This is a genomic window from Salmonella sp. 741265116_PST (genome assembly GCF_046567715.1).
Taxonomy (GTDB): domain Bacteria; phylum Pseudomonadota; class Gammaproteobacteria; order Enterobacterales; family Enterobacteriaceae; genus Salmonella; species Salmonella enterica.
The window spans coordinates 15,227-34,932 of the sequence record NZ_JBKFPH010000001.1; the positions used below are offsets into that span (position 1 = coordinate 15,227).

A 19,706-nucleotide genomic window follows, 5' to 3' on the forward strand; every position below is an offset into this window, starting at 1 on the left:
TAGCAAGCTGCTACACTGCTTCAACACCACCACTGTGAAGGCAGGTCAATATGGCAGATAATACTTATCAACCCGCAAAAGTCTGGACGTGGGATAAATCCGGCGGCGGCGCGTTCGCTAACATTAATCGCCCGGTTTCCGGCCCGACGCACGACAAAACGCTGCCCGTCGGCAAACATCCGTTACAGCTCTATTCGCTGGGGACGCCTAACGGCCAGAAAGTGACCATTATGCTGGAAGAGCTCCTGGCGCTGGGCGTGACCGGCGCCGAATATGACGCCTGGTTGATTCGCATCGGCGAGGGCGATCAGTTCTCCAGCGGCTTTGTTGACATCAATCCGAACTCAAAAATTCCGGCGCTGCGCGATAATTCACACAACCCGCCGATTCGGGTTTTTGAGTCGGGCGCAATTCTTGTTTATCTGGCGGATAAGTTTGGCCATTTCCTGCCGCAGGATCTGGCTAAGCGCACAGAAACCCTTAACTGGTTGTTCTGGCTACAGGGCGCGGCGCCGTTCCTCGGCGGCGGTTTCGGTCATTTCTATCATTATGCGCCGGTAAAAATTGAGTACGCCATTAATCGCTTCACCATGGAAGCCAAGCGTCTTCTGGACGTGCTGGATAAGCAGTTAGCTCACCACCCGTATATCGCGGGGGAAGAGTACACTATTGCCGATATGGCCATCTGGCCATGGTTCGGCAACGTGGTGCTGGGGAATGTCTATGATGCTGCGGAGTTTCTGGATGCCGGAAGTTATCAAAACGTACAACGCTGGGCGAAACAGGTAGCCGAACGTCCGGCGGTAAAGCGGGGGCGCATTGTCAACCGGACCAACGGCCCATTGAACGAACAGCTTCACGAACGCCATGACGCCAGCGACTTCGAAAACCATACCGAAGATAAACGTCAAAGTTAAACCATGATGCCGGATGAGGTAGTAATGTCATCATCCGGCATGGTATTCCCTGCTGACGCTTCGCTTATCAGTTCTGCGAGTGTGTCATATGCGGCGCTTCACTAAACCCATGTTGCATGAGAATCAACCTCGCCCGTGCTGACAGTAAAAAGTCGGCAAGCGTTTTTCCCTGCTCGCTCAGGCAGGCAAAGCCATATTCAGCCACGGGATTATAAGGTTCCGGGATATCAACCACTCGCAGCGAATTAACCAGCCGTAGCCTGGGAGCATAGCTGGCATAGCCGATAAAGATATCGGTGTAATCATGATTGATGAGCCATTCCGCCGCCAGCCGGCCCGCCGGTAACGGTAAAGTCTGCCTGCCGCCAACCAGCGCTACCGCGCGTTTTCGGACCGCTTCGCCCTCCTTGCCCATCCGCGAAAAAAGCTGTTGCGTATAATCGCCGGAAGGATCGCAACCTGCTGTTGAGGTGCCGATCCGCAGATCCCGCCGGGTTAACAGCGACAGCCAGTCCTCGCCTTCACGCATCGCCTGTGCCCGCACGCTCAGACACAAACGGTTCGTCGTAAAAGGCGCGACCCGCAGTGCCCGCCCGCTTTCCAGCAGCGCCTGCGGATGCGCCAGGTTCGCCGAAGCAAAAAAGTCGCACGCTTCGCCCGCTTCGATGCGTTCACGTAACAGCCCCGCCGGACCGAAATCACATACCGCATCCGCCTGAAACGCCGCCATTAGCTGCGGCCAGACGACACGCAAGCTCCCCGCTGCCAGTATTCGCATCACTGTACGCCCTGATAGTCAGTACGGTAAAAACGTTGATACCAGTCGTTAGCGGCCTTTTGCATGTCAATATCGTGGAATTTTTCCGGATAGAGTTTTTTCGCCATCCACAGTTCGCCGATTCCCATCGCCTCCGGCATCGGATATCCCCAGGCTTTGGCATAATCCGGCATCAGGTAAACCCGATGATGCTTCACCGCGTCAATGACCTGCCACTGGGGATTGTGCAGGATCTCATTGACGACCTTTGGATAGCGATTCTGGACAAAGATCACCTGCGGATCCCAGGCGATCACCTGCTCCATTGTCACCTGCTTAAAGCCTTTCACCGTGGATGCCGCTACATTCAGCGCCCCTGCATGGGCCATCATCAGACCGGTATATTTACCGGAACCGTAGGTGGTCAGCTCCGGATTCGCCATATAGGCGCGAACCCGCTCATTTTCAGGAACCGACTGCAAACGGTCGCTGACCATCTTGCGACCTTTATCCATCGCCTCAATCAGCGCTTTCGCCTCCTGCGGTTTATTGACGATATCGCCAATCAGCGTTATTCCTTCACGCAGCCCGCGGTTGTAAGCCTGCTCTTCATCGGCCAGGGTCGGGTTCATTTTAGCCTGCTCGCCAGCAACATCATGGCGCAGCGAAATCGCCACCACCGGAATGCCAAGACGGCTGATCTTGTCGATCATCTCCTGCGGAGCGTAATTCGTGACAAACACCACCTGCGGGCGCAGCGCCACCAGTTTTTCAGGATCAACGTGCGTTAGATCGCCCAGCGAGGCTTTTTGCGCCAGTTCCGGCGCCAGACGCGCATAGCCGTCGCCTAATTGCTGTTTCCAGTTCGCCATGACCCCAACGATTTTGTCAGTGGCATTCATCTGTACAAGGAGATTGAGCGTTTGATGCTGGAGCACCACCACTCTGTCGACGGTGTCGGGAACCGTGACCTGGCGGCCAATTTGATCGGTAAAAGTACGCGCCGCCTGTGACATTAACGGCCAGCAAAAAAGCAACACCAGCAGAGAGAGCTGGCGCAAAAATTTATTCATAGATTTCGCCCCATAATCGATATATAAATAATTATACAACGATTATAGAGCGATATAATAGAGGTGATTAAGGGATCACGCGCTGGTGATGTCATACTCCATGCGGCGCAGCGCATCTAACGTGGCTTTCGCTTCGTCTTCGTCAATGATGCTCATCGCAAAACCAACGTGTACCAATACCCATTGCCCTATCAGCTCGGCTGGCTTACCTTCACAAATCAGAGCAATATTGACATCACGTTTGATGCCACACACTTCCACCTGCGCAAGCTGGTGAATATCATCTCCGACGGCCAGCACCTGACCGGGGACGCCAATACACATAATTAACCACCTGAAATAAAATGCGGGTTATTCGACCTCAATACTTTTTACTTTCAACGAATCGCCGGTATCCACCCGCAGGCGATCGCCATGACAATGCGGACATTGCGCGTCATGCCTGAGAATTTCCACCACCTGACTGCAATCCCAGCACCAGGCCTGGGCCGGTCTGTAGTCGATGTGCAATTCGCACCCTTGCGCTAAAGTCCCCTGGCAGGCGATATCAAAGCTGAAACGAACCGCGCGCTCTTCAACGCACGAAAGCGCGCCTATCTCCAGCCATACGCCGGTGACGCGCGCCACGCCGTGCTGTTCTGCCTGCTGCTGAATAATTTCAACGGCGCTTTGGCAAAGAGACAGCTCATGCATTCTCACAGCTCCGACGGCCAAACAGCAATGCGCGCCGGCTTGTCTGCGGCGCATCAGGATTGCTTACCGGCAGGGATAACAGCATCCGCGCGCAGTCATCCGCCAGCCGGACGCCCTCTTCCGGCGACAGGCTACGGGAAAGCGGCGACATCAACGAGCAGGCAAGATATTGCGAAACGCCTTCCAGTTCGCCAACGGTAAAGGTCATCGTGCCATAAGGCAGTTGCAGACCGAGTTTTTCACCGACGGTACGCCCGGGCCAGATCTGGTCCGGGCCAGGGAAGATTAATGCGCTTAACATCCACGGCGTAATTACCGTGCCCGTCCATTGTCCTTCAAACAGCGTAAAATCAGAGACATGCACCGGCATAGTCGGATGCAGAAACGAAAGATCGTGCATCGAACGATGGGCTATCTCTTCAAATGCCGCCTGAATCCGGGCGACGGGCGCCGTGTCGAATCCGGAAAACGTTTCAGACATGCGCCGTCTCCTTAGGAATTGCTTCGACGCCGGATTCACGCAGCGCAGCAAGAACCTGCTCAAGCGCAGGTTCAATCATCGCTTCTACGGTTGGCGTTAAGCCGATGTGCGGTTCCAGCGACTGTGGAATAACGCCGACCAGGGTCAGTTTCTTCGGAAACTCGCCGGTAAAGCGGAGGGCCGACAATACGTCGGCCAGCCCAAGCTGATGGGGGGAGATTTTGTTGGTGAACAGCGCCGGAACTTCATCGTCGCGCAGTACCATAATGGTTCCCGGCGCGTTCTTTTTCGACACGATGGCGTCGGCAATGATCAAATGATCCCGATTCGCCATATCGCCAAGAAGTTCCATTCCCGCCGTACCGCCATCCAGAATCTCAACGAAATCCGGCAGGGTGTATCGTTGCTCTAACGCTTCAACAATACGTACCCCGATGGCTTCATCGGTCAGCAAAATATTGCCGACCCCTAAGACTAATATCCGCATTACAAAACCTTCACCGAGACCACTTCATTGCCATCAGCGTCCACCACGTGTACTGCGCACGCCATGCAAGGGTCGAAGGAGTGGATGGTACGTACCACTTCCAGCGGCTTCGCCGGATCGGCGATCGGCGTACCGACCAGCGACTGTTCGTACGGCCCCACGTCATCGTTGAAGTTACGCGGACCTGAGTTCCAGGTCGATGGCACCACCGCCTGATAGTTACTGATAATGCCGTCTTTAATCACCATCCAGTGAGACAGCATACCGCGCGGCGCCTCCAGGAAGCCCACGCCTTTGAACTCGCCCGTCGCCGGAATGTTCGGCTTCACAAACGTGGTGTAATCGCCTTTGCCGATATTTACAATCAACGCGTTGTATTGATCCTGCAATATGTTTTGCAGTTCACAACAGTGAACGGTACGCCCGATGATACGACCCAGCGTAGAGTGAAGTTGCGCCATTTCCAGCGTTTTGCCGGTCAGCTTCTGATAAAGCGCAATGATTTCATTGAGCTTGGTCTGGGTGGATTCACGACCTGCAGCCAGTTTACACAGCATGTTCGCCAGCGGCCCGACTTCAACGGTTTTGCCGTAGAATGTCGGCGACTTGACCCATGAGTATTTACCGTCATCCGACCAACCGTCGTAAGCCGGGATCGTAGTGCCTTCCCACGGTGCCTGCGGCGCTTCATCTTTATACCAGGCGTGCTTCGCGCTCTCCTGAATACCTTTAATCAGGAATTCGTCGGAGTGAGAGGTGATCGGACGGTATGTCGACAGATCGGCATTGGTAATGTAACCGCCCGGGAACAGGAAACTGCCGTTTTTACCGTCGGTCGGGAATTCCGGCGCGCTCAGGTAGTTCACCGCGCCTTTGCCACGCTCCAGCCATTCCGGATAGTAAGCCGCGATGACTGCGGTATCCACTTTATACACCTGCTCGACAAAATCGCTCAGCTTATCGATAAACGATTTGATGTACATCAGGCGTTCAAGGTTCAACGTACCGATACTGTCGAGATTGATCGGGTTCGCCACCCCACCGACCGCCAGGTTCTGGATATGCGGCGATTTACCGCCCAGCAACGCCACCACGCGGTTAGCGTCACGCTGACATTCCAGCGCCTGCAGATAGTGAGCGACCGCAATCAGGTTGACCTCCGGCGGTAACTGCATTGCCGGGTGCCCCCAGTAGCCGTTGGCGAAAATACCTAACTGACCGCTGGCGACAAGATCCTTGATCTTGTTCTGAACTTTCGTGAACTCTTGCGCGCTGTTCAGGTGCCAGCTCGACACGCCATCCAGCATCGCGGAGGCTTTTTCCGGATCGGCTTTCAGCGCAGAGGTAATGTCCACCCAGTCCAGCGCAGAAAGCTGGTAGAAATGGACAATGTGGTCATGGGTGGTATGCGCCGCCAGAATAATATTACGGATATACTGCGCGTTGACGGGAACATCAATATTCAGCGCGCTTTCCGCTGCACGAACGGAGGAGATCGCGTGAGTTGTCGTACAAACGCCGCAAATACGCTGCACAATCATCCACGCATCGCGCGGATCGCGGTTCTTCACGATCTCTTCCATACCGCGCCACATGGTGCCGGACGCCCATGCTTTGGATACGACGCCGTTCTCAATTTCGCAGTCAATGCGTAAATGACCCTCAATACGGGTTACCGGATCAATAGTAATTCTCTGGCTCATGCTTTGCTCGCCTCATGACGATTATGATCGTTTTGTTTTAAAGGAGGAAGTATCGGCAGTAGACGAATGAGTACGATGTATGCACAAATCTCAATAGCCACAAAACCAATAGAAATCAACAATTCTTCCCAGGTCGGGAAGTAGTGGTAGCCGCCACCTGGGTTGAATGCCACCAGCGAATAGGTCAGACGCCACGTCGCGCAGCCCAGCAGCGCACTCAGCGCCGACAGGTACAGCATACGAGAGTCATTACGCAGTTTCGCCACACGCAGCACCACTAGCGGGAAGACCATCAGGACGACTTCAATCCAGAACATGGCGGAGTAAAAATCGCCGGCAAACGCATAGGACAGCTTGTCGCGATAAATCAGTTCGCCAAAGCGCAGGACGACGAAAATCGCCAGCAGCACGCTGATGGTATTCGTCAGTTTAACAAACAAATTTTTCTCATCCGGACCGTTTCCTTTCAGGCCTGCCTGAACCAGCGAACCCTCAAATATGACAATGGAGAAGCCCATGATAAACGCGGTCAGAACCGAGAACAGCGGCAGCATTTCATAGCTTTGCCATAGCGGATGCACTTTATAGCCCGCCGAGATCATCAATGACCCCATTGAGGACTGGTGCATGGTTGGCAGCAGCGCGCCGAGGGCAATAATAAAGAACATCACTTTGTTCAAACGTTTGAGGGAAACTTTCCACCCCAGACGTTCAAACAGAGCCGGAGCAAATTCCAGCGCCATGATGCCGATATAAATGGTCATACAGACCGCCGTTTCGAACAGTACCGAGTTCACGTTGAAGTGACCAGGAATGTAGAAGTACGGCAGGTTCCAGTAACGACCGACGTCGATAGTGATCGACAGGCCGCCCAGCGAGTAACCAAACAAACTTGCCAGCAACGCCGGGCGCACCAACGGATGGTATTGCCCACGGTTAAAGACATACACCGCCCATGCCAACGCCCAACCGCCGCAGGCAAAGCCGGTGCCGATCAACAGGTCAAAGGCAATCCAGACGCCCCACGGGAAACCGCCGTTCAGGTCGGAAACGGAGCCCAACCCGAAGACCAGACGCTTCACGATAAGGAGCATACACAGGACGATTAACGGTCCAAAGATAATGACCGGTTTACTGATGATTTTTCCGCCCAGCGGTTTTGGATCATGACTCATGATCGTCTCCTCCATCGTGATGGTCGTTTTTGCTATTACGACGAACCAGCACGGTTAAGCCCGCCAGCGCAGCCAGGGGTAGTATCATGCCTTTATAAAGCGTGTGTTGAACATGCTCGGAGCGCGCTCCGGTTGAAAGGTCATCCAGCTTCGGCAGATCCAGATCTTCATAAGGAACGCCTGTCAGCACCAGCACCTGAGTACCACCGCCCTCTTTTTCACCGTAGAGGTGTGGATAGTATTTAGGCACCGTATGCAGATAGGTGTCGTCCGTTTTCAACGTTTGGCGCGGATAGTGATATTCACTGCCTGGTTTGAGGGCCAGACGTTTTTTCGCTTCCGCCATCAGCTCTTCACGAGTACCGAAAATGACGGCCCCTGCCGGACAAACTTCCACACACCCAGGCAAACCGCCTTTATCCAGACGCTCAACGCCTTTCTGGTTACACAACTCACACTTGTGAAGCGCGCCAAACGGGTTGTTGTAGTCGTACTTAGGTACGTTGTACGGACAGGCGACCATGCAGTAACGGCAGCCGGTGCAGACATCTTTGTCATAGTGGACGATGCCGGTTTTCGGATCTTTTTTCAGCGCCGACACCGGACAAACGGAAACGCAGTTAGGATCGACGCAGTGCATACACTGTTTCTTGATGTAGGCATAGCCGTTCTCTTCCTGATCTTTGTTCACGCCCGTGCCGCTACGCCATACCTGGATAATGTTATTGGTATACGGCGACAGTTTGTCGTTGTTCGACCAGGTCTGCTCCCCTTCCGGGTTACGCGCCGGGAAGTTGATATCCTGACACTTTGTGACGCAGGCCTGACAGCCCACGCACAGAGTGGAGTCATACAACATGCCCAGCGAACCTGGAATCGGCGGACGGTTTTCTGCAGCCGCATGGCTGACAGACGGCGCGGCGCCCAACAGCAATGCTCCACCGGAAGCTGCTTTAATAAAGTCACGTCTGTTCACGGTTATTCTCCCCGTGAGTCAGCGTTATCTTTCTTTTGCTGACGCCCCAGTTCACGTACCGCCATCACGCTGACGCCGGCAACCAGACCGACTACGCCGCCAAGCAGACCGACAGCGCCCGCAGAGATATTGCCGCCTTCTTTCATATTGACGTCAGGTTTCTCTGAACGCGGAGTTTGGTTTTCGACATGAGCAAGCTGGTGAATGCCCTTATGGAAGCCGATACCTTCTTCGTTACAGCCATAGCAAGGATGACCGATCGCCACTGGCCAGACACCGCCAACGTCACAGAACTGTAACGTAGAACAGTTGCCCCAGGTTTCCGGCCCTTTACAGCCAAGATGGTAGAGACACCAGCCCTGACGGTGGCCTTCGTCGCCAAATTCTTTGGCAAAACGGCCTGCGTCGAAGTGTGGACGACGTTCGCAATGCTCATGAATCAAACGGCCATAGGCAAAGGTTGGACGATTTTTCGCATCCAGCTTCGGCGGCGTGCCGTAAGTGATGATATGCGCGACGGTCGCCAGGAAGTTATGCGGGTTTGGCGGACAACCTGGAATATTGATAACCGTTTTGCCCGGTAAGACTTCCTGCAGACTGACAGCGCCGGTTGGGTTTACGCCAGCCGCAGCAACGCCGCCCCATGCCGAGCAGGAACCGATAGCGATAATCGCGGCTGCGCCGTCGGCGGCTTTGCGGATGTGATCCACGATCGGCTCGCCGGCAACCATGCAGTAGATACCGTTATCTTTTAGTGGGATAGAACCATCCACCACCAGAACATATTGCCCTTTATACTTCTCCAGAGCGTTATGTTTGTTTTCTTCGACCTGGTGACCGAATGCGGCGGAAAGTACCTCGTGGTATTCCAGAGAGATGGTCTCCAGAACGAGGTTTTCAACGGTTGGGTGTGTAGCACGAAGCAGTGATTCGGTACAACCGGTACACTCCTGAGCGCCAATCCAGATAACGGGCGGACGCTGTGGATTGGATACCGATTCTGCCATTTCTGCGGCGGCTTTGCTACTGAGCCCCATAGTAGCGGCCAGTGCTGCACAAAGCTTCATGAAATCACGACGGTTAATGCCGTGAGAAGTGATGAGAGTATTATCTCCAGTCATTTTATAGTTATTCCGTTACGAAGACCTGGCTTTTATTTTGCACTGTTCGCGAAGAAGTTATTGCGATCGGTACGCCATTTACCACACTTTTTTTATGGTTATGTGCGCCATAATACTTCGACGGAACAGTAAAACGAAGGGAAGAAGCGATAGTGTAATTAATTAAAGCAAGATAATACCCCTGTTGGATCAACCTTCGAGTCGATAACCGGCCATAAAGAAGCGAACCGCCATCCCGGAATGATTCTCTTTAAAGAAATCCATCACCATTTCTTTCTCCAGACCATAGCGACGCGTCAGAATTCCGGCCTCCCACGCGCTAAGTTGACGATCGCCGGTCTTTTCGAACATACGGTGTGTAAAACCTAATACAAAGCCACGTTTATACTCAGAACAGAAATTCACCGCATGATGCGCGCTATATGCATATGGCGCGTGCAACCCGGCCATTAACCCTTTCCCAAAATGATTATTCATCTGACCTCCCCAGTCGCTATGTAATAAATTATATAGCGACTGGTTAAATGAAGGCCAGCGCATTACGCGCTTTTTTGCTTCACATCAGAAAGCAACCCATTCATCAGTAGACTGTGCGGGAGCCGACGCCATTCTCTGAACGCCAGGCGCCGCTTTCGCCGTGACGCGTTGTTGCGGCTCACTAGCGGAAAGCCGGAACTGCTGTACGGAGCGTTGCAAATCCTCCGTCTGCCGTTCCAGCGCCGCCGCCGCCGCGGAAACCTGCTCAACCAACGCGGCGTTTTGTTGCGTAACGCTATCCATTTGCGTGATCGCCACGCCAACCTGAGAGATACCTTTACTCTGATCTTCGGAGGCGGACGCGATCTGTTTCATAATCGTCGTCACTTCCGTGACGCCACGCAGGATGGCGTCCATCGTCGCGCCGGTCTCCTGGACCAACTGCGCGCCCAGCGCTACGCGACGTACCGATTCGCCAATTAAGGCTTCAATTTCTTTCGCCGCCCCCGCGCTGCGGCTGGCCAGGTTACGAACCTCACCGGCGACCACCGCGAAGCCGCGTCCCTGCTCGCCCGCTCTGGCCGCTTCTACTGCTGCGTTCAAGGCCAGAATATTGGTCTGGAAAGCAATACTATTAATCACGGTAGTAATTTCGGCGATCTGCTGCGAACTGGCGGAAATACCGTCCATGGTTTCTACCACATCGGAAACCAGCTCACCGCCTTTTCCTGCCGTTAGCGAGGCGGCGTCCGCAAGCTGACTCGCCTGGCGGGCGTGTTCGGCGTTCATTTTCACCGTTGCGGTAAGCTGTTCCATGCTGGCGGCTGTCTCTTCCAGCGCGGCGGCCTGTTCTTCCGTTCGGGAAGAGAGATCGTTATTACCGGTAGAAATTTCCGTCGCGCCGCGCCAGATATTGTCGCTTCCTGCGCGGATCGTGCTCACGGCTTCGCGTAAACTGTCCTGCATCGCGCGCAGTAGCGGCACCAACCGGCCTACACAGTTACGCCCCAACGCTTCAATCGGCTGGCTAAGATCGCCTTGCGCGATGCGCTGAAATTGCTGACGGATGCGCTCCAGCGGTTTCACCATCATTGCAACCAGATAGCGATCGGTAAAAATCAGGATGGCAATGCCCAGAATCACCGCCGTGATAAGCAGGATGCGGATGGTATGGGTTTTACCATCGACCATCACGCGGGTGTTATCCAGCATGGCGCCAGCTTCATGACTAAACCGTTCCGCGCTGGCGCCGAACGCGCGGCTGAGTGCAGGCGTAATCGTACTGGCATGTTCGCTCCAGGCGGTCAGCGATCCTTGCTGCGCCAGTTGCATTTGAGGAACGACGCCTTTCTCCAGCAAGGCCTGCCAGTTGGACAAGACCTCCCTTGAGATATCAGGGTTCATCGGCCCTGGCGATAGCGCTTTCATCTCCTCCAGCTTCTGACGCATATTCTCGAGCGACTGCCGGGCGGGCGCAAAATCGGGCGTGCCGCCGCTGATTTTTACATCCATCGCGCGGCTAAGACGGGTAACAAAGCGGAAATATTGATCGTTACCCTGGCTTAGCACCGTCATTTGCCGCACAAGATGCCGGTCAATATCATTTCCTTCCGAAACTTCGGATAAAGCATGGACGCTGTATAACCCCACCCCCGACCAGAGTAGACAAAAAAGTCCCAGTATCGTCAGCATGACCATACGAATAGTAAAGTTTTGCAGCAAACGCATATGAATTTCCTTGCTGAATATAAGAGATTAGTCATCAGACGATGACGCACTCTCGTTATCGGCAAGGCGCGGAGAATATATAATGCATTCTCCATTTTTTTACAGTTATCGCCGTTTACGTACCCGCAGATGTTATATATCTGTGAACGCAGAGAAAATCTTTTAGTCTTATTACTGGGTAAATGAATAGATGTAGTAAAAATATTGCGTAAGACTGCAGGGAGACGGTTATCCGCCGTTAAAGAAGCGCTGTTTTACAGCCGGGCTCAACGTCCTTTGCCCGACTGCCCCGCCGTTGACGGCGGCTCAATGGTTATGCCGCGTCAATCTGTCCAGATAGCCCATCACGAATGCCGACAGGACAAAGGTCAGATGGATGATGACATACCACATTAATTTGTTATCCGGGACGTTTTTCGCGTCCATAAACACGCGTAACAGGTGAATGGAAGAGATAGCGACTATCGATGCCGCCACCTTATTTTTTAGCGAAGTCGCATCCATTTTCCCCAGCCAGTTCAGCTTCTCCTTGCCCGCAGAGATATCCAGTTGAGAGACAAAATTCTCATACCCGGAGAACATGACCATTACCAGCAATCCGCCGACCAGCGTCATATCAACCAGCGATAACAGCACCAGGATCAGATCGGCCTCCGCCAGGGCAAAAACGTTCGGCAGAACGTGTAGAATTTCCTGGAAAAATTTTAGCGCTAAAGCGATTAGCGCCAAAGAGAGGCCAAAATACACCGGCGCGAGCAGCCAGCGAGACGCATACATTACATTTTCAAGAAAGCGTTCCATAGGGACCTGTCAGGTAACTAAAACCAGCAACAGTATATCTCAACCATGCAACATCAGATCAACATGCCAGTTAAGAGCCTATCCCACCAGGCGTTATTGGCGCAGCCAGTTTGGACACGGACAGCGCGCAAAAACCGGAGCGTACACGTAGTACGTGAGGTTTGACTCGCTACGCTCGCCCTTCGGGCCGCCGCTAGCGGCGTTCAAAACGCTAACGCGTTTTGGCGAGCACTGCCCAGGTCCAAAATGGCAAGTAAAATAGCCCTAATGGGATAGGCTCTAAATCTCATCCGGTTTAACCTGTGGGCGCTGATATTCCGGCCATACCAGCGCGACCAATGCCGGGTAGGCCTCAAGACTGAACTCGCGAAAACACTGACGTAAATTCAGGACGTCCAAATCCGAATACGGCACCTTTTCTCCGTTCAGACAACGCTTCTTAATATTGTCGTAATACTTATAAACGGCAGAGTTAAGGTCGCTGCAACGACGCTGTGCGTCAAATAATCCAGGCGTTTCATTCAACTCAGTCATTGTCATTCGTTTTATCGTTGCATGAAGGAAGTCGATATATTCATGGTTAACACGCCAGTACCATACCGGCGTTATCGAATTCATTAATACTGAGAAATGATCTTCGCCCTCTTCCTTTGTCATGGGTTCAGTTTGATTTAAATTTACGGTTTTTCCACCAGGACGTTTTTTATTAATCTCCCACATCAGGAAGAGTATCGCGCCGGTCAGTAATAGCAATATAATAACAGAATAAAAAATACTGTTCATAGCAGGCTCCATTTTTTTTGATTTTAAAATTACGCCATGTTATTGTCAACGAAACCTACACTATTAAAAATAGTATACCACTGATCGTAAAGGATATTTAGTCATGCTTCCTGAGCATCTGGTTTCCTCTCATTTTCGCCTGTCATCGCCGCCCCCTGAAGCCACAGAAAACAGTAAAAATTTGCCTAAGGGAAAGACAAAACTCAGCGATTTCGAGCCCGATATTTTAATTAGCGCTAACGCTGCCGGGCAACACAGAAACGTATTATTTGAAGAACGCGACCGTCATATTAAAGAACGTCTGTATTGTGTGGCTAAAATTGAAACGTTTGCCCGCCTGATAAACGCACTACAGGCAGAAGGCGATATTGATGCCCAAACGCTAAGTAAAATACTGGCGGATAAAACCGCAATGATAAATGAAAAAGGCAATGCCATTTGGCTTAATTTAATCACTCGCGAAACCAATATGCCGCTATTTTATTCACTGGAAGATAAAGATGAAAAAAGTTGAAGACAATAACGTTTATTTGGCTTTAGACAACCATAAAAGTGATGAATTTATCTTAAAGCAAAATCTTGCAGCGCTAATCGCCAGTAAAAATGCCACGCTGGAAAAGGTAACGCAGGAGGTGGTATCCATACCGGCGGCGTTAGTGCGCCTGAAGTGGCAAAACCGACGGGAGATGTATGCGTTACAGGTCAAAGAGGAGATTTATGGCGCGACCATCAATGCCATTATCGAGCAGCATCCTGAATTACGAGACAAAATTATGTCTCGTCTTGAAAGTGACTGGCAGCATCTGCTGGCTCGCGAGACGGCAACCTTACGTCTGACGCGTAAGCTTTCTGATGGCGACTACCGGACGCGCAACGTCGCCACCGTCGCACGGCAAGAAAAATAACCTTCATGGCTAGTTAACTCTGTTGTAAATACGGGCGAAGCATAAGGATCGTTCTGATTCTCCCTCTTACGGTAGTAAAAGTGTCTACGCTTAAAGGGTGTTCAACCTGAAGGGAGAAGCTCAATGTCTCATCTATACGACCCTACCACGCAGTATTACACCGGCGAGTATCCTAAGCAAAAACAGCCGGCGCCCGGCGTCCAGGCGAAAATGACGCCTGTTCCTGACTGTGGTGAAAAAAGTTATGTCGGCAGTGGTCGCCTTAAAGATCGTAAGGCGCTGGTGACAGGGGGCGACTCCGGGATTGGGCGCGCTGCCGCTATCGCTTACGCGCGTGAAGGCGCAGATGTCGCGATCAACTATCTGCCAGCGGAAGAGGAGGACGCCCAGCAGGTTAAAGCGCTGATTGAGGAGTGCGGCCGTAAAGCGGTGTTATTGCCAGGCGATCTTAGCGACGAATCGTTCGCCCGTTCGCTGGTCCATAAGGCGCGTGAAGCGCTGGGCGGGCTGGACATTCTGGCGCTGGTGGCCGGTAAACAGACGGCAATCCCGGAGATAAAAGATCTGACCAGCGAGCAATTTCAGCAAACCTTCGCCGTTAACGTTTTTGCCCTGTTCTGGATAACCCAGGAAGCGATTCCGCTGCTGCCAAAAGGTGCCAGTATTATCACAACGTCGTCTATCCAGGCGTATCAGCCCAGTCCGCACCTGCTGGATTATGCGGCAACCAAGGCGGCAATCCTCAATTACAGCCGTGGCCTGGCGAAACAGGTGGCGGAAAAAGGAATTCGTGTGAATATTGTCGCGCCTGGCCCTATCTGGACAGCGCTGCAAATTTCCGGCGGTCAAACCCAGGATAAAATTCCGCAGTTTGGTCAGCAAACGCCAATGAAGCGGGCCGGCCAACCGGCAGAGCTGGCGCCGGTGTATGTTTATCTGGCAAGCCAGGAATCCAGTTACGTTACCGCAGAAGTGCACGGCGTGTGCGGCGGGGAACATTTAGGCTAACGCATGAAGTCGATTAAGATGGCGCACTTCTGTTAAGCAAAGCGCCACTTTAAGCAATAAAAAAGCCGGGTGGCGACTTCGCCTTACCCGGCCTACAGCATCAGCAGAATACTTATTTCGCTTTCGCGGTCTCTTCGCCGACCAGACCAATCTTGAGATAGCCCGCCTGATGCAGCATATCCATCACTTTCATCAGAGTTTCATACTCTACGGTTTTATCCGCGCGGAAGAAAATCGTAGTATCCTTTTTCCCTTCCGTCAGGGCCGTTAGCTCGGCAATCATCGTATCATCCGTCACCGGATCGTTACCGATAAACATGGTGTTATCCGCTTTCACCGACAGATAAACCGGTTTTTCCGGACGCGGCTGTGGCGTACTGGTAGAAGCGGGCAGATTCACCTTGACGTCCACCGTCGCCAGCGGCGCAGCCACCATAAAGATAATCAGCAGAACCAACATGACATCGATAAACGGCGTCACGTTGATTTCATGCATTTCGCCGTTGTCATCCAGGTTCTCGTTAAGACGCATTGCCATGACGCATTACCCTACCCGTAATTTCTGCGCGGCGCGTACCGGCTGCGCACTGGCGCTCGCATTCAGATCGAGATCGCGGCTCTGCAGCAACAATACCTGCGCCGCCACGTCGCCCAGCGTTGCTTTATAACTGCCTATCTGACGTGCGAAGATGTTGTAAATGACGACCGCCGGGATCGCGGCTACCAGCCCAATCGCCGTCGCCAGCAGCGCTTCCGCAATCCCAGGAGCAACCACCGCCAGGTTGGTGGTCTGCGTTTGCGCAATACCGATGAAACTATTCATAATGCCCCATACGGTGCCAAACAACCCGACGAAGGGGGAAATGGCGCCGATCGTCGCCAGATAACCGTTGCCTCGTCCCATGTAGCGGCCAACTGCCGCGACGCGACGTTCCAGACGGAAGCCGGTACGTTCTTTAATCCCTTCGTTATCTTCGCTGCCCTGAGAGAGTTCCAGTTCATTCTGCGCTTCATTGATGAGCTGTGCGCTGAGGCTTTTTGCGCTGAAACCTGCCGCAATGTCGGAAGCCTGATCTAAAGAGCGCGCATCGGCTAATTGCAGTTGTTCACGCTTTAAGCGGCGCTTTTGCGTGAAAAATTCAACACTTTTACTGAAGAAGATAGCCCAGGTGACGACTGACGCCAGAATCAGACCAATCATCACGCACTTCACGACAATATCGGCGTGCTGATACATACCCCAGACGGAGAGATCCGTCTGCATCAAATTATTACCCACTCTGTATCTCCAGGACGCAAATCACAAAATCTGAGCATAATAATATCAAAACGACGTCGAATTGATAGTCGTTCTCATTACTATTTACATACTGCCGCACCTTTAATGCTTTTTCTTTGCGCTTACGCATTAAAAAAGCCACCTGTTTTTATTTTGGCAAAATTTTCATCTGTATCACACGTCGCCAGGGTGCAGATGGTTATATTCATGCTAGTTTAGACATCCAGACGGTTAAAATCAGGAAACGCAACATGACGGATAAACAGCTGGATACCAAACTGGTAAACGCAGGACGCAGCAAAAAATACACGCTTGGCTCCGTGAATAGTGTGATTCAACGCGCTTCTTCACTGGTGTTTGACACCGTCGAGGCCAAAAAACACGCTACCCGCAATCGCGCCAACGGCGAATTATTTTACGGACGCCGGGGAACGCTGACCCACTTTTCGCTCCAGGAAGCCATGTGTGAACTGGAAGGCGGCGCCGGATGCGCGCTCTTCCCGTGCGGCGCGGCGGCGGTCGCCAACACCATTCTGGCATTCGTTGAGCAGGGCGACCACATCCTGATGACCAATACAGCCTATGAACCCAGCCAGGATTTCTGCAGCAAAATTCTCGGCAAACTGGGCGTGACGACAAGCTGGTTCGACCCGCTCATCGGCGCGGATATCACGCAACATATTCAGCCGAACACGAAAGTCGTATTTCTGGAATCCCCCGGTTCTATTACCATGGAAGTACATGATATTCCGACCATTGTCAGTGCGGTCAGACGCATCGCGCCAGAAACCGTCATCATGATTGATAATACCTGGGCGGCTGGCGTTCTGTTCAAAGCGCTGGAATTCGATATTGATATCTCTATCCAGGCGGGCACTAAATATCTGATTGGTCATTCTGACGCGATGGTCGGCACTGCCGTTGCAAATGCGCGCTGCTGGGAACAATTGCGGGAAAACGCCTATCTGATGGGGCAAATGCTCGACGCCGACACGGCTTATATGACCAGCCGCGGTCTGCGCACGCTCGGCGTCCGACTGCGCCAGCATCAAGAAAGCAGCCTCAAAATCGCCGCATGGCTGGCGAACCATCCTCAGGTCGCGCGCGTTAATCATCCGGCCCTGCCGGGTAGCAAAGGTCATGCGTTCTGGAAACGAGACTTTACAGGCAGCAGCGGTCTGTTCTCCTTTGTGCTCAATAAAAAGCTGACCGAGGCAGAATTATCAGCCTATCTGGATAACTTTTCGCTGTTCAGTATGGCCTACTCCTGGGGAGGCTACGAATCGCTGATAATTGCTAATCAGCCGGAACAGATCGCCGCGATTCGTCCCGCAGGCGGCGTAGATTTTACCGGTACGCTGGTCCGGGTGCATATTGGTTTAGAGAATGTTGATGATTTGATCGCTGATTTAGCCGCCGGCTTCGCCAGAATTGTGTAAAGTTGCCGTGGATGGACATATATGCAGACAATTTCCGTCGAAAAGTCTGCGTTTGTTGCGTCCGGGATCAAGGCATCCCGGACGATTCAGGAGTACAATAGGTGGATAAAAGCGTAAATGCTGTTCCACAGGAAAGTTCATGGCTGTCATTCAAGATATTATCGCTGCGCTCTGGCAACATGATTTTGCCGCGCTGGCGAATCCACACGTTGTTAGCGTCGTCTACTTTGTCATGTTCGCCACGCTATTTTTAGAAAACGGTCTGCTGCCAGCGTCGTTCTTACCCGGCGATAGTCTGCTGCTACTGGCAGGCGCGTTGATCGCCCAGGATGTGATGCATTTTTTGCCGACGATTGGCATTCTCACCGCCGCGGCCAGTCTCGGCTGCTGGCTTAGTTATATCCAGGGACGCTGGCTCGGTAATACGCGTACCGTCAAAGGCTGGCTGGCGCAGCTTCCGGCAAAATATCATCAGCGCGCCACCTGCATGTTTGACCGTCATGGTTTGTTAGCGTTGCTTGCCGGGCGCTTTCTGGCGTTTGTCCGCACTCTGCTGCCAACAATGGCGGGTATTTCCGGCCTGTCCAACCGCCGGTTTCAGTTTTTTAACTGGTTAAGCGGCCTGCTGTGGGTAACTGTCGTGACCAGCTTCGGCTACGCGCTCAGTATGATCCCGTTTGTTAAGCGCCATGAAGACCAGGTAATGACATTTTTAATGATCCTTCCCGTCGCGCTACTGGTCGCCGGGCTGTTAGGTACGCTGGTCGTGGTGATTAAAAAGAAATACTGTAACGCCTGACGTATTCATAATCGGCCAGGATGGCCCGGTTACGCTTCGTTGAGCCGTGGCGGGATGCCCCACTTAGCTCCCTTGCATTGTCCGCATTCTTGCCGCATCTTCGCCCGGCGTAACGCCAAAATAACGTTTAAACTCCCGGCTAAACTGCGATGCGCTCTCATAGCCGACCCGCATCGCCGCGGCGCTGGCCTTCATACCGTCGTGAATCATCATCATCCGCGCTTTATGCAGTCGGTAGCTTTTTAAATACTGCAACGGCGAGGTGCTGGTGACCGCCTTAAAATTATGGTGAAACGCCGACACGCTCATGTTCGCTTCTGCCGCCAGTTGCTCAACATTCAGGTTCTCGGTGTATTTCATTTCGATCTGTTTAAGTACGCGACTGATCAGGCTAAAGTGCGTCTGGCGACTAACCAGCGCAAGCAGCGCCCCGCCGCGCGGCCCCATCAGCACATGATAAAGAATTTCGCGAATAATCTGTTTTCCCAGAATCCGCGCATCCAGCGGGCGCTCCATCACATCCAGCAATCTTTCCACCGCGCATAAAATCTCGTCCGACAGCGTGGCGGAGTTAATCCCACTGGCCGCCATCGGCAACTGGAAACGCTCATCTTCACCAATGTCCATGAGCAACTCTTGCAGTTGCAGCACATCAATGTCGAGCCGAATGCCGGCCAGCGGTACCTCCGGCGTCGCCCAGGTCTCGCATTCAAAAGGAAGCGGCACGGTCAGTAAAAGATATTCATTAGCGTCATAACGAAACTTGCGCTTGTTAATATAGCCAATTTTATGGCCGGAAAAGAGAAATATGATGCCAGGCTGATACATGACCGGCGTGCGCGGCCCCGGTTCAACACCATACAACAGACGAATGCCCGCCAGCCGCTCGCTGATTATTTTATCATTACTTTTTAAATGATTAATTTTATCCGCCAACTGTAAGCAAATTGCTTCACGATTCATAACGCGCCATTTTTTTATCAAATCCACTCCGCTGGATTGTGCGCATTTTTAGCGATTTTCTCCAGCATTCTGGAGAAATAGGCAAAACATTGGCAGAAATGTGCATTGAGAGACATCCCTCACAAGACCACAATGATGACC

Annotated in this window: 23 protein-coding genes; 6 read left to right on the forward strand and 17 right to left on the reverse strand. The window is 52.6% G+C overall.

Translation table 11 applies throughout. From position 1 onward, the window contains the following. The first annotated feature begins 50 nt into the window (after positions 1–50). A complete protein-coding gene (gene yghU, locus ACLD11_RS00070) occupies positions 51–917 on the forward strand; it encodes a glutathione-dependent disulfide-bond oxidoreductase (protein ID WP_411014376.1) in 867 nt (288 codons plus the stop codon). 67 nt (positions 918–984) lie between these two features. Here the strand turns inward: yghU and ACLD11_RS00075 are convergent, their stop codons facing one another. The 14 genes from ACLD11_RS00075 to ACLD11_RS00140 form a co-directional block, all read right to left on the reverse strand. Beyond that, positions 985–1,695, reverse strand: coding sequence for a molybdate ABC transporter substrate-binding protein (locus tag ACLD11_RS00075; protein WP_023212697.1), 711 nt, complete (start codon positions 1,693–1,695; stop codon positions 985–987). Beyond that, complete coding sequence (locus tag ACLD11_RS00080; protein WP_411011896.1) at positions 1,695–2,747, reverse strand: ABC transporter substrate-binding protein; 1,053 nt, start codon at positions 2,745–2,747, stop codon at positions 1,695–1,697. Before ACLD11_RS00080 ends, ACLD11_RS00075 begins: the two co-directional genes overlap by 1 nt. 75 nt (positions 2,748–2,822) lie before the next feature. Then, positions 2,823–3,071, reverse strand: coding sequence for a hydrogenase maturation factor HybG (gene hybG, locus ACLD11_RS00085; RefSeq protein WP_000334890.1), 249 nt, complete (start codon positions 3,069–3,071; stop codon positions 2,823–2,825). A gap of 27 nt (positions 3,072–3,098) precedes the next feature. Beyond that, entirely contained in the window at positions 3,099–3,440 is a 342-nt protein-coding gene (gene hypA / locus ACLD11_RS00090; RefSeq protein ID WP_000544945.1) for a hydrogenase maturation nickel metallochaperone HypA, read from the reverse strand. Continuing rightward, entirely contained in the window at positions 3,433–3,921 is a 489-nt protein-coding gene (gene hybE / locus ACLD11_RS00095; RefSeq protein ID WP_250292827.1) for a hydrogenase-2 assembly chaperone, read from the reverse strand. The genes hypA and hybE overlap by 8 nt, the downstream gene beginning before the upstream one ends. Continuing rightward, positions 3,914–4,408, reverse strand: a complete 495-nt coding sequence (locus ACLD11_RS00100; RefSeq protein ID WP_001221960.1) for a HyaD/HybD family hydrogenase maturation endopeptidase — start codon at positions 4,406–4,408, stop codon at positions 3,914–3,916. The genes hybE and ACLD11_RS00100 overlap by 8 nt, the downstream gene beginning before the upstream one ends. Next, entirely contained in the window at positions 4,408–6,111 is a 1,704-nt protein-coding gene (hybC, locus tag ACLD11_RS00105) for a hydrogenase 2 large subunit (protein WP_000083044.1), read from the reverse strand. Before hybC ends, ACLD11_RS00100 begins: the two co-directional genes overlap by 1 nt. Next, complete coding sequence (gene hybB / locus ACLD11_RS00110) at positions 6,108–7,286, reverse strand: Ni/Fe-hydrogenase cytochrome b subunit (RefSeq protein ID WP_411014377.1); 1,179 nt, start codon at positions 7,284–7,286, stop codon at positions 6,108–6,110. The genes hybC and hybB overlap by 4 nt, the downstream gene beginning before the upstream one ends. After that, the gene (hybA, locus tag ACLD11_RS00115) at positions 7,276–8,262 is read right to left on the reverse strand and encodes a hydrogenase 2 operon protein HybA (RefSeq protein ID WP_001081721.1); all 987 of its coding nucleotides are present in this window, start codon (positions 8,260–8,262) and stop codon (positions 7,276–7,278) included. Before hybA ends, hybB begins: the two co-directional genes overlap by 11 nt. A gap of 2 nt (positions 8,263–8,264) precedes the next feature. Further along, a complete protein-coding gene (gene hybO, locus ACLD11_RS00120) occupies positions 8,265–9,383 on the reverse strand; it encodes a hydrogenase 2 small subunit (RefSeq protein WP_000145429.1) in 1,119 nt (372 codons plus the stop codon). 189 nt (positions 9,384–9,572) lie between these two features. Then, positions 9,573–9,860, reverse strand: coding sequence for a DUF2623 family protein (locus ACLD11_RS00125; protein WP_183059497.1), 288 nt, complete (start codon positions 9,858–9,860; stop codon positions 9,573–9,575). 84 nt (positions 9,861–9,944) lie between these two features. Beyond that, positions 9,945–11,588, reverse strand: coding sequence for a methyl-accepting chemotaxis protein (locus tag ACLD11_RS00130; RefSeq protein WP_411014378.1), 1,644 nt, complete (start codon positions 11,586–11,588; stop codon positions 9,945–9,947). Positions 11,589–11,894: 306 nt separating this feature from the next. Next, positions 11,895–12,389 (reverse strand): TIGR00645 family protein, encoded by a 495-nt coding sequence (locus ACLD11_RS00135; RefSeq protein WP_000439335.1) that lies wholly within the window; start codon positions 12,387–12,389, stop codon positions 11,895–11,897. 279 nt (positions 12,390–12,668) lie between these two features. Next, positions 12,669–13,172, reverse strand: a complete 504-nt coding sequence (locus ACLD11_RS00140; RefSeq protein ID WP_411014379.1) for an ESA_00282 family adhesion-associated protein — start codon at positions 13,170–13,172, stop codon at positions 12,669–12,671. 103 nt (positions 13,173–13,275) lie between these two features. Between ACLD11_RS00140 and ACLD11_RS00145 the strand changes: the two genes are divergently transcribed. The 3 genes from ACLD11_RS00145 (at position 13,276) to ACLD11_RS00155 (ending at position 15,085) form a co-directional block, all read left to right on the forward strand. Next, positions 13,276–13,686: a hypothetical protein gene (locus ACLD11_RS00145; protein WP_411014380.1), complete on the forward strand. Its 411-nt coding sequence runs from the start codon at positions 13,276–13,278 to the stop codon at positions 13,684–13,686. Next, positions 13,673–14,077: a cytoplasmic protein gene (locus tag ACLD11_RS00150; protein WP_411014381.1), complete on the forward strand. Its 405-nt coding sequence runs from the start codon at positions 13,673–13,675 to the stop codon at positions 14,075–14,077. The genes ACLD11_RS00145 and ACLD11_RS00150 overlap by 14 nt, the downstream gene beginning before the upstream one ends. Before the next feature lie 123 nt (positions 14,078–14,200). Next, positions 14,201–15,085, forward strand: a complete 885-nt coding sequence (locus ACLD11_RS00155) for an SDR family oxidoreductase (protein ID WP_000019032.1) — start codon at positions 14,201–14,203, stop codon at positions 15,083–15,085. A gap of 112 nt (positions 15,086–15,197) precedes the next feature. Here the strand turns inward: ACLD11_RS00155 and exbD are convergent, their stop codons facing one another. Together exbD and exbB are read right to left on the reverse strand one after the other, a co-directional pair. After that, positions 15,198–15,623 (reverse strand): TonB system transport protein ExbD, encoded by a 426-nt coding sequence (gene exbD, locus ACLD11_RS00160; protein WP_001251476.1) that lies wholly within the window; start codon positions 15,621–15,623, stop codon positions 15,198–15,200. Between the two features lie 6 nt (positions 15,624–15,629). After that, positions 15,630–16,364: a tol-pal system-associated acyl-CoA thioesterase gene (gene exbB / locus ACLD11_RS00165; RefSeq protein ID WP_000527859.1), complete on the reverse strand. Its 735-nt coding sequence runs from the start codon at positions 16,362–16,364 to the stop codon at positions 15,630–15,632. A gap of 251 nt (positions 16,365–16,615) precedes the next feature. Between exbB and metC the strand changes: the two genes are divergently transcribed. Together metC and yghB are read left to right on the forward strand one after the other, a co-directional pair. Beyond that, the gene (gene metC, locus ACLD11_RS00170) at positions 16,616–17,803 is read left to right on the forward strand and encodes a cystathionine beta-lyase (RefSeq protein WP_023202153.1); all 1,188 of its coding nucleotides are present in this window, start codon (positions 16,616–16,618) and stop codon (positions 17,801–17,803) included. Positions 17,804–17,942: 139 nt separating this feature from the next. Then, entirely contained in the window at positions 17,943–18,602 is a 660-nt protein-coding gene (gene yghB / locus ACLD11_RS00175) for a DedA family general envelope maintenance protein YghB (protein WP_000268441.1), read from the forward strand. Between the two features lie 63 nt (positions 18,603–18,665). On the opposite strand, the gene ACLD11_RS00180 is transcribed toward yghB, so the two are convergent. Further along, on the reverse strand, positions 18,666–19,565 hold the full coding sequence (locus tag ACLD11_RS00180; protein ID WP_411014382.1) for an AraC family transcriptional regulator N-terminal domain-containing protein: 900 nt from the start codon (positions 19,563–19,565) through the stop codon (positions 18,666–18,668). Positions 19,566–19,706 lie beyond the last annotated feature (141 nt).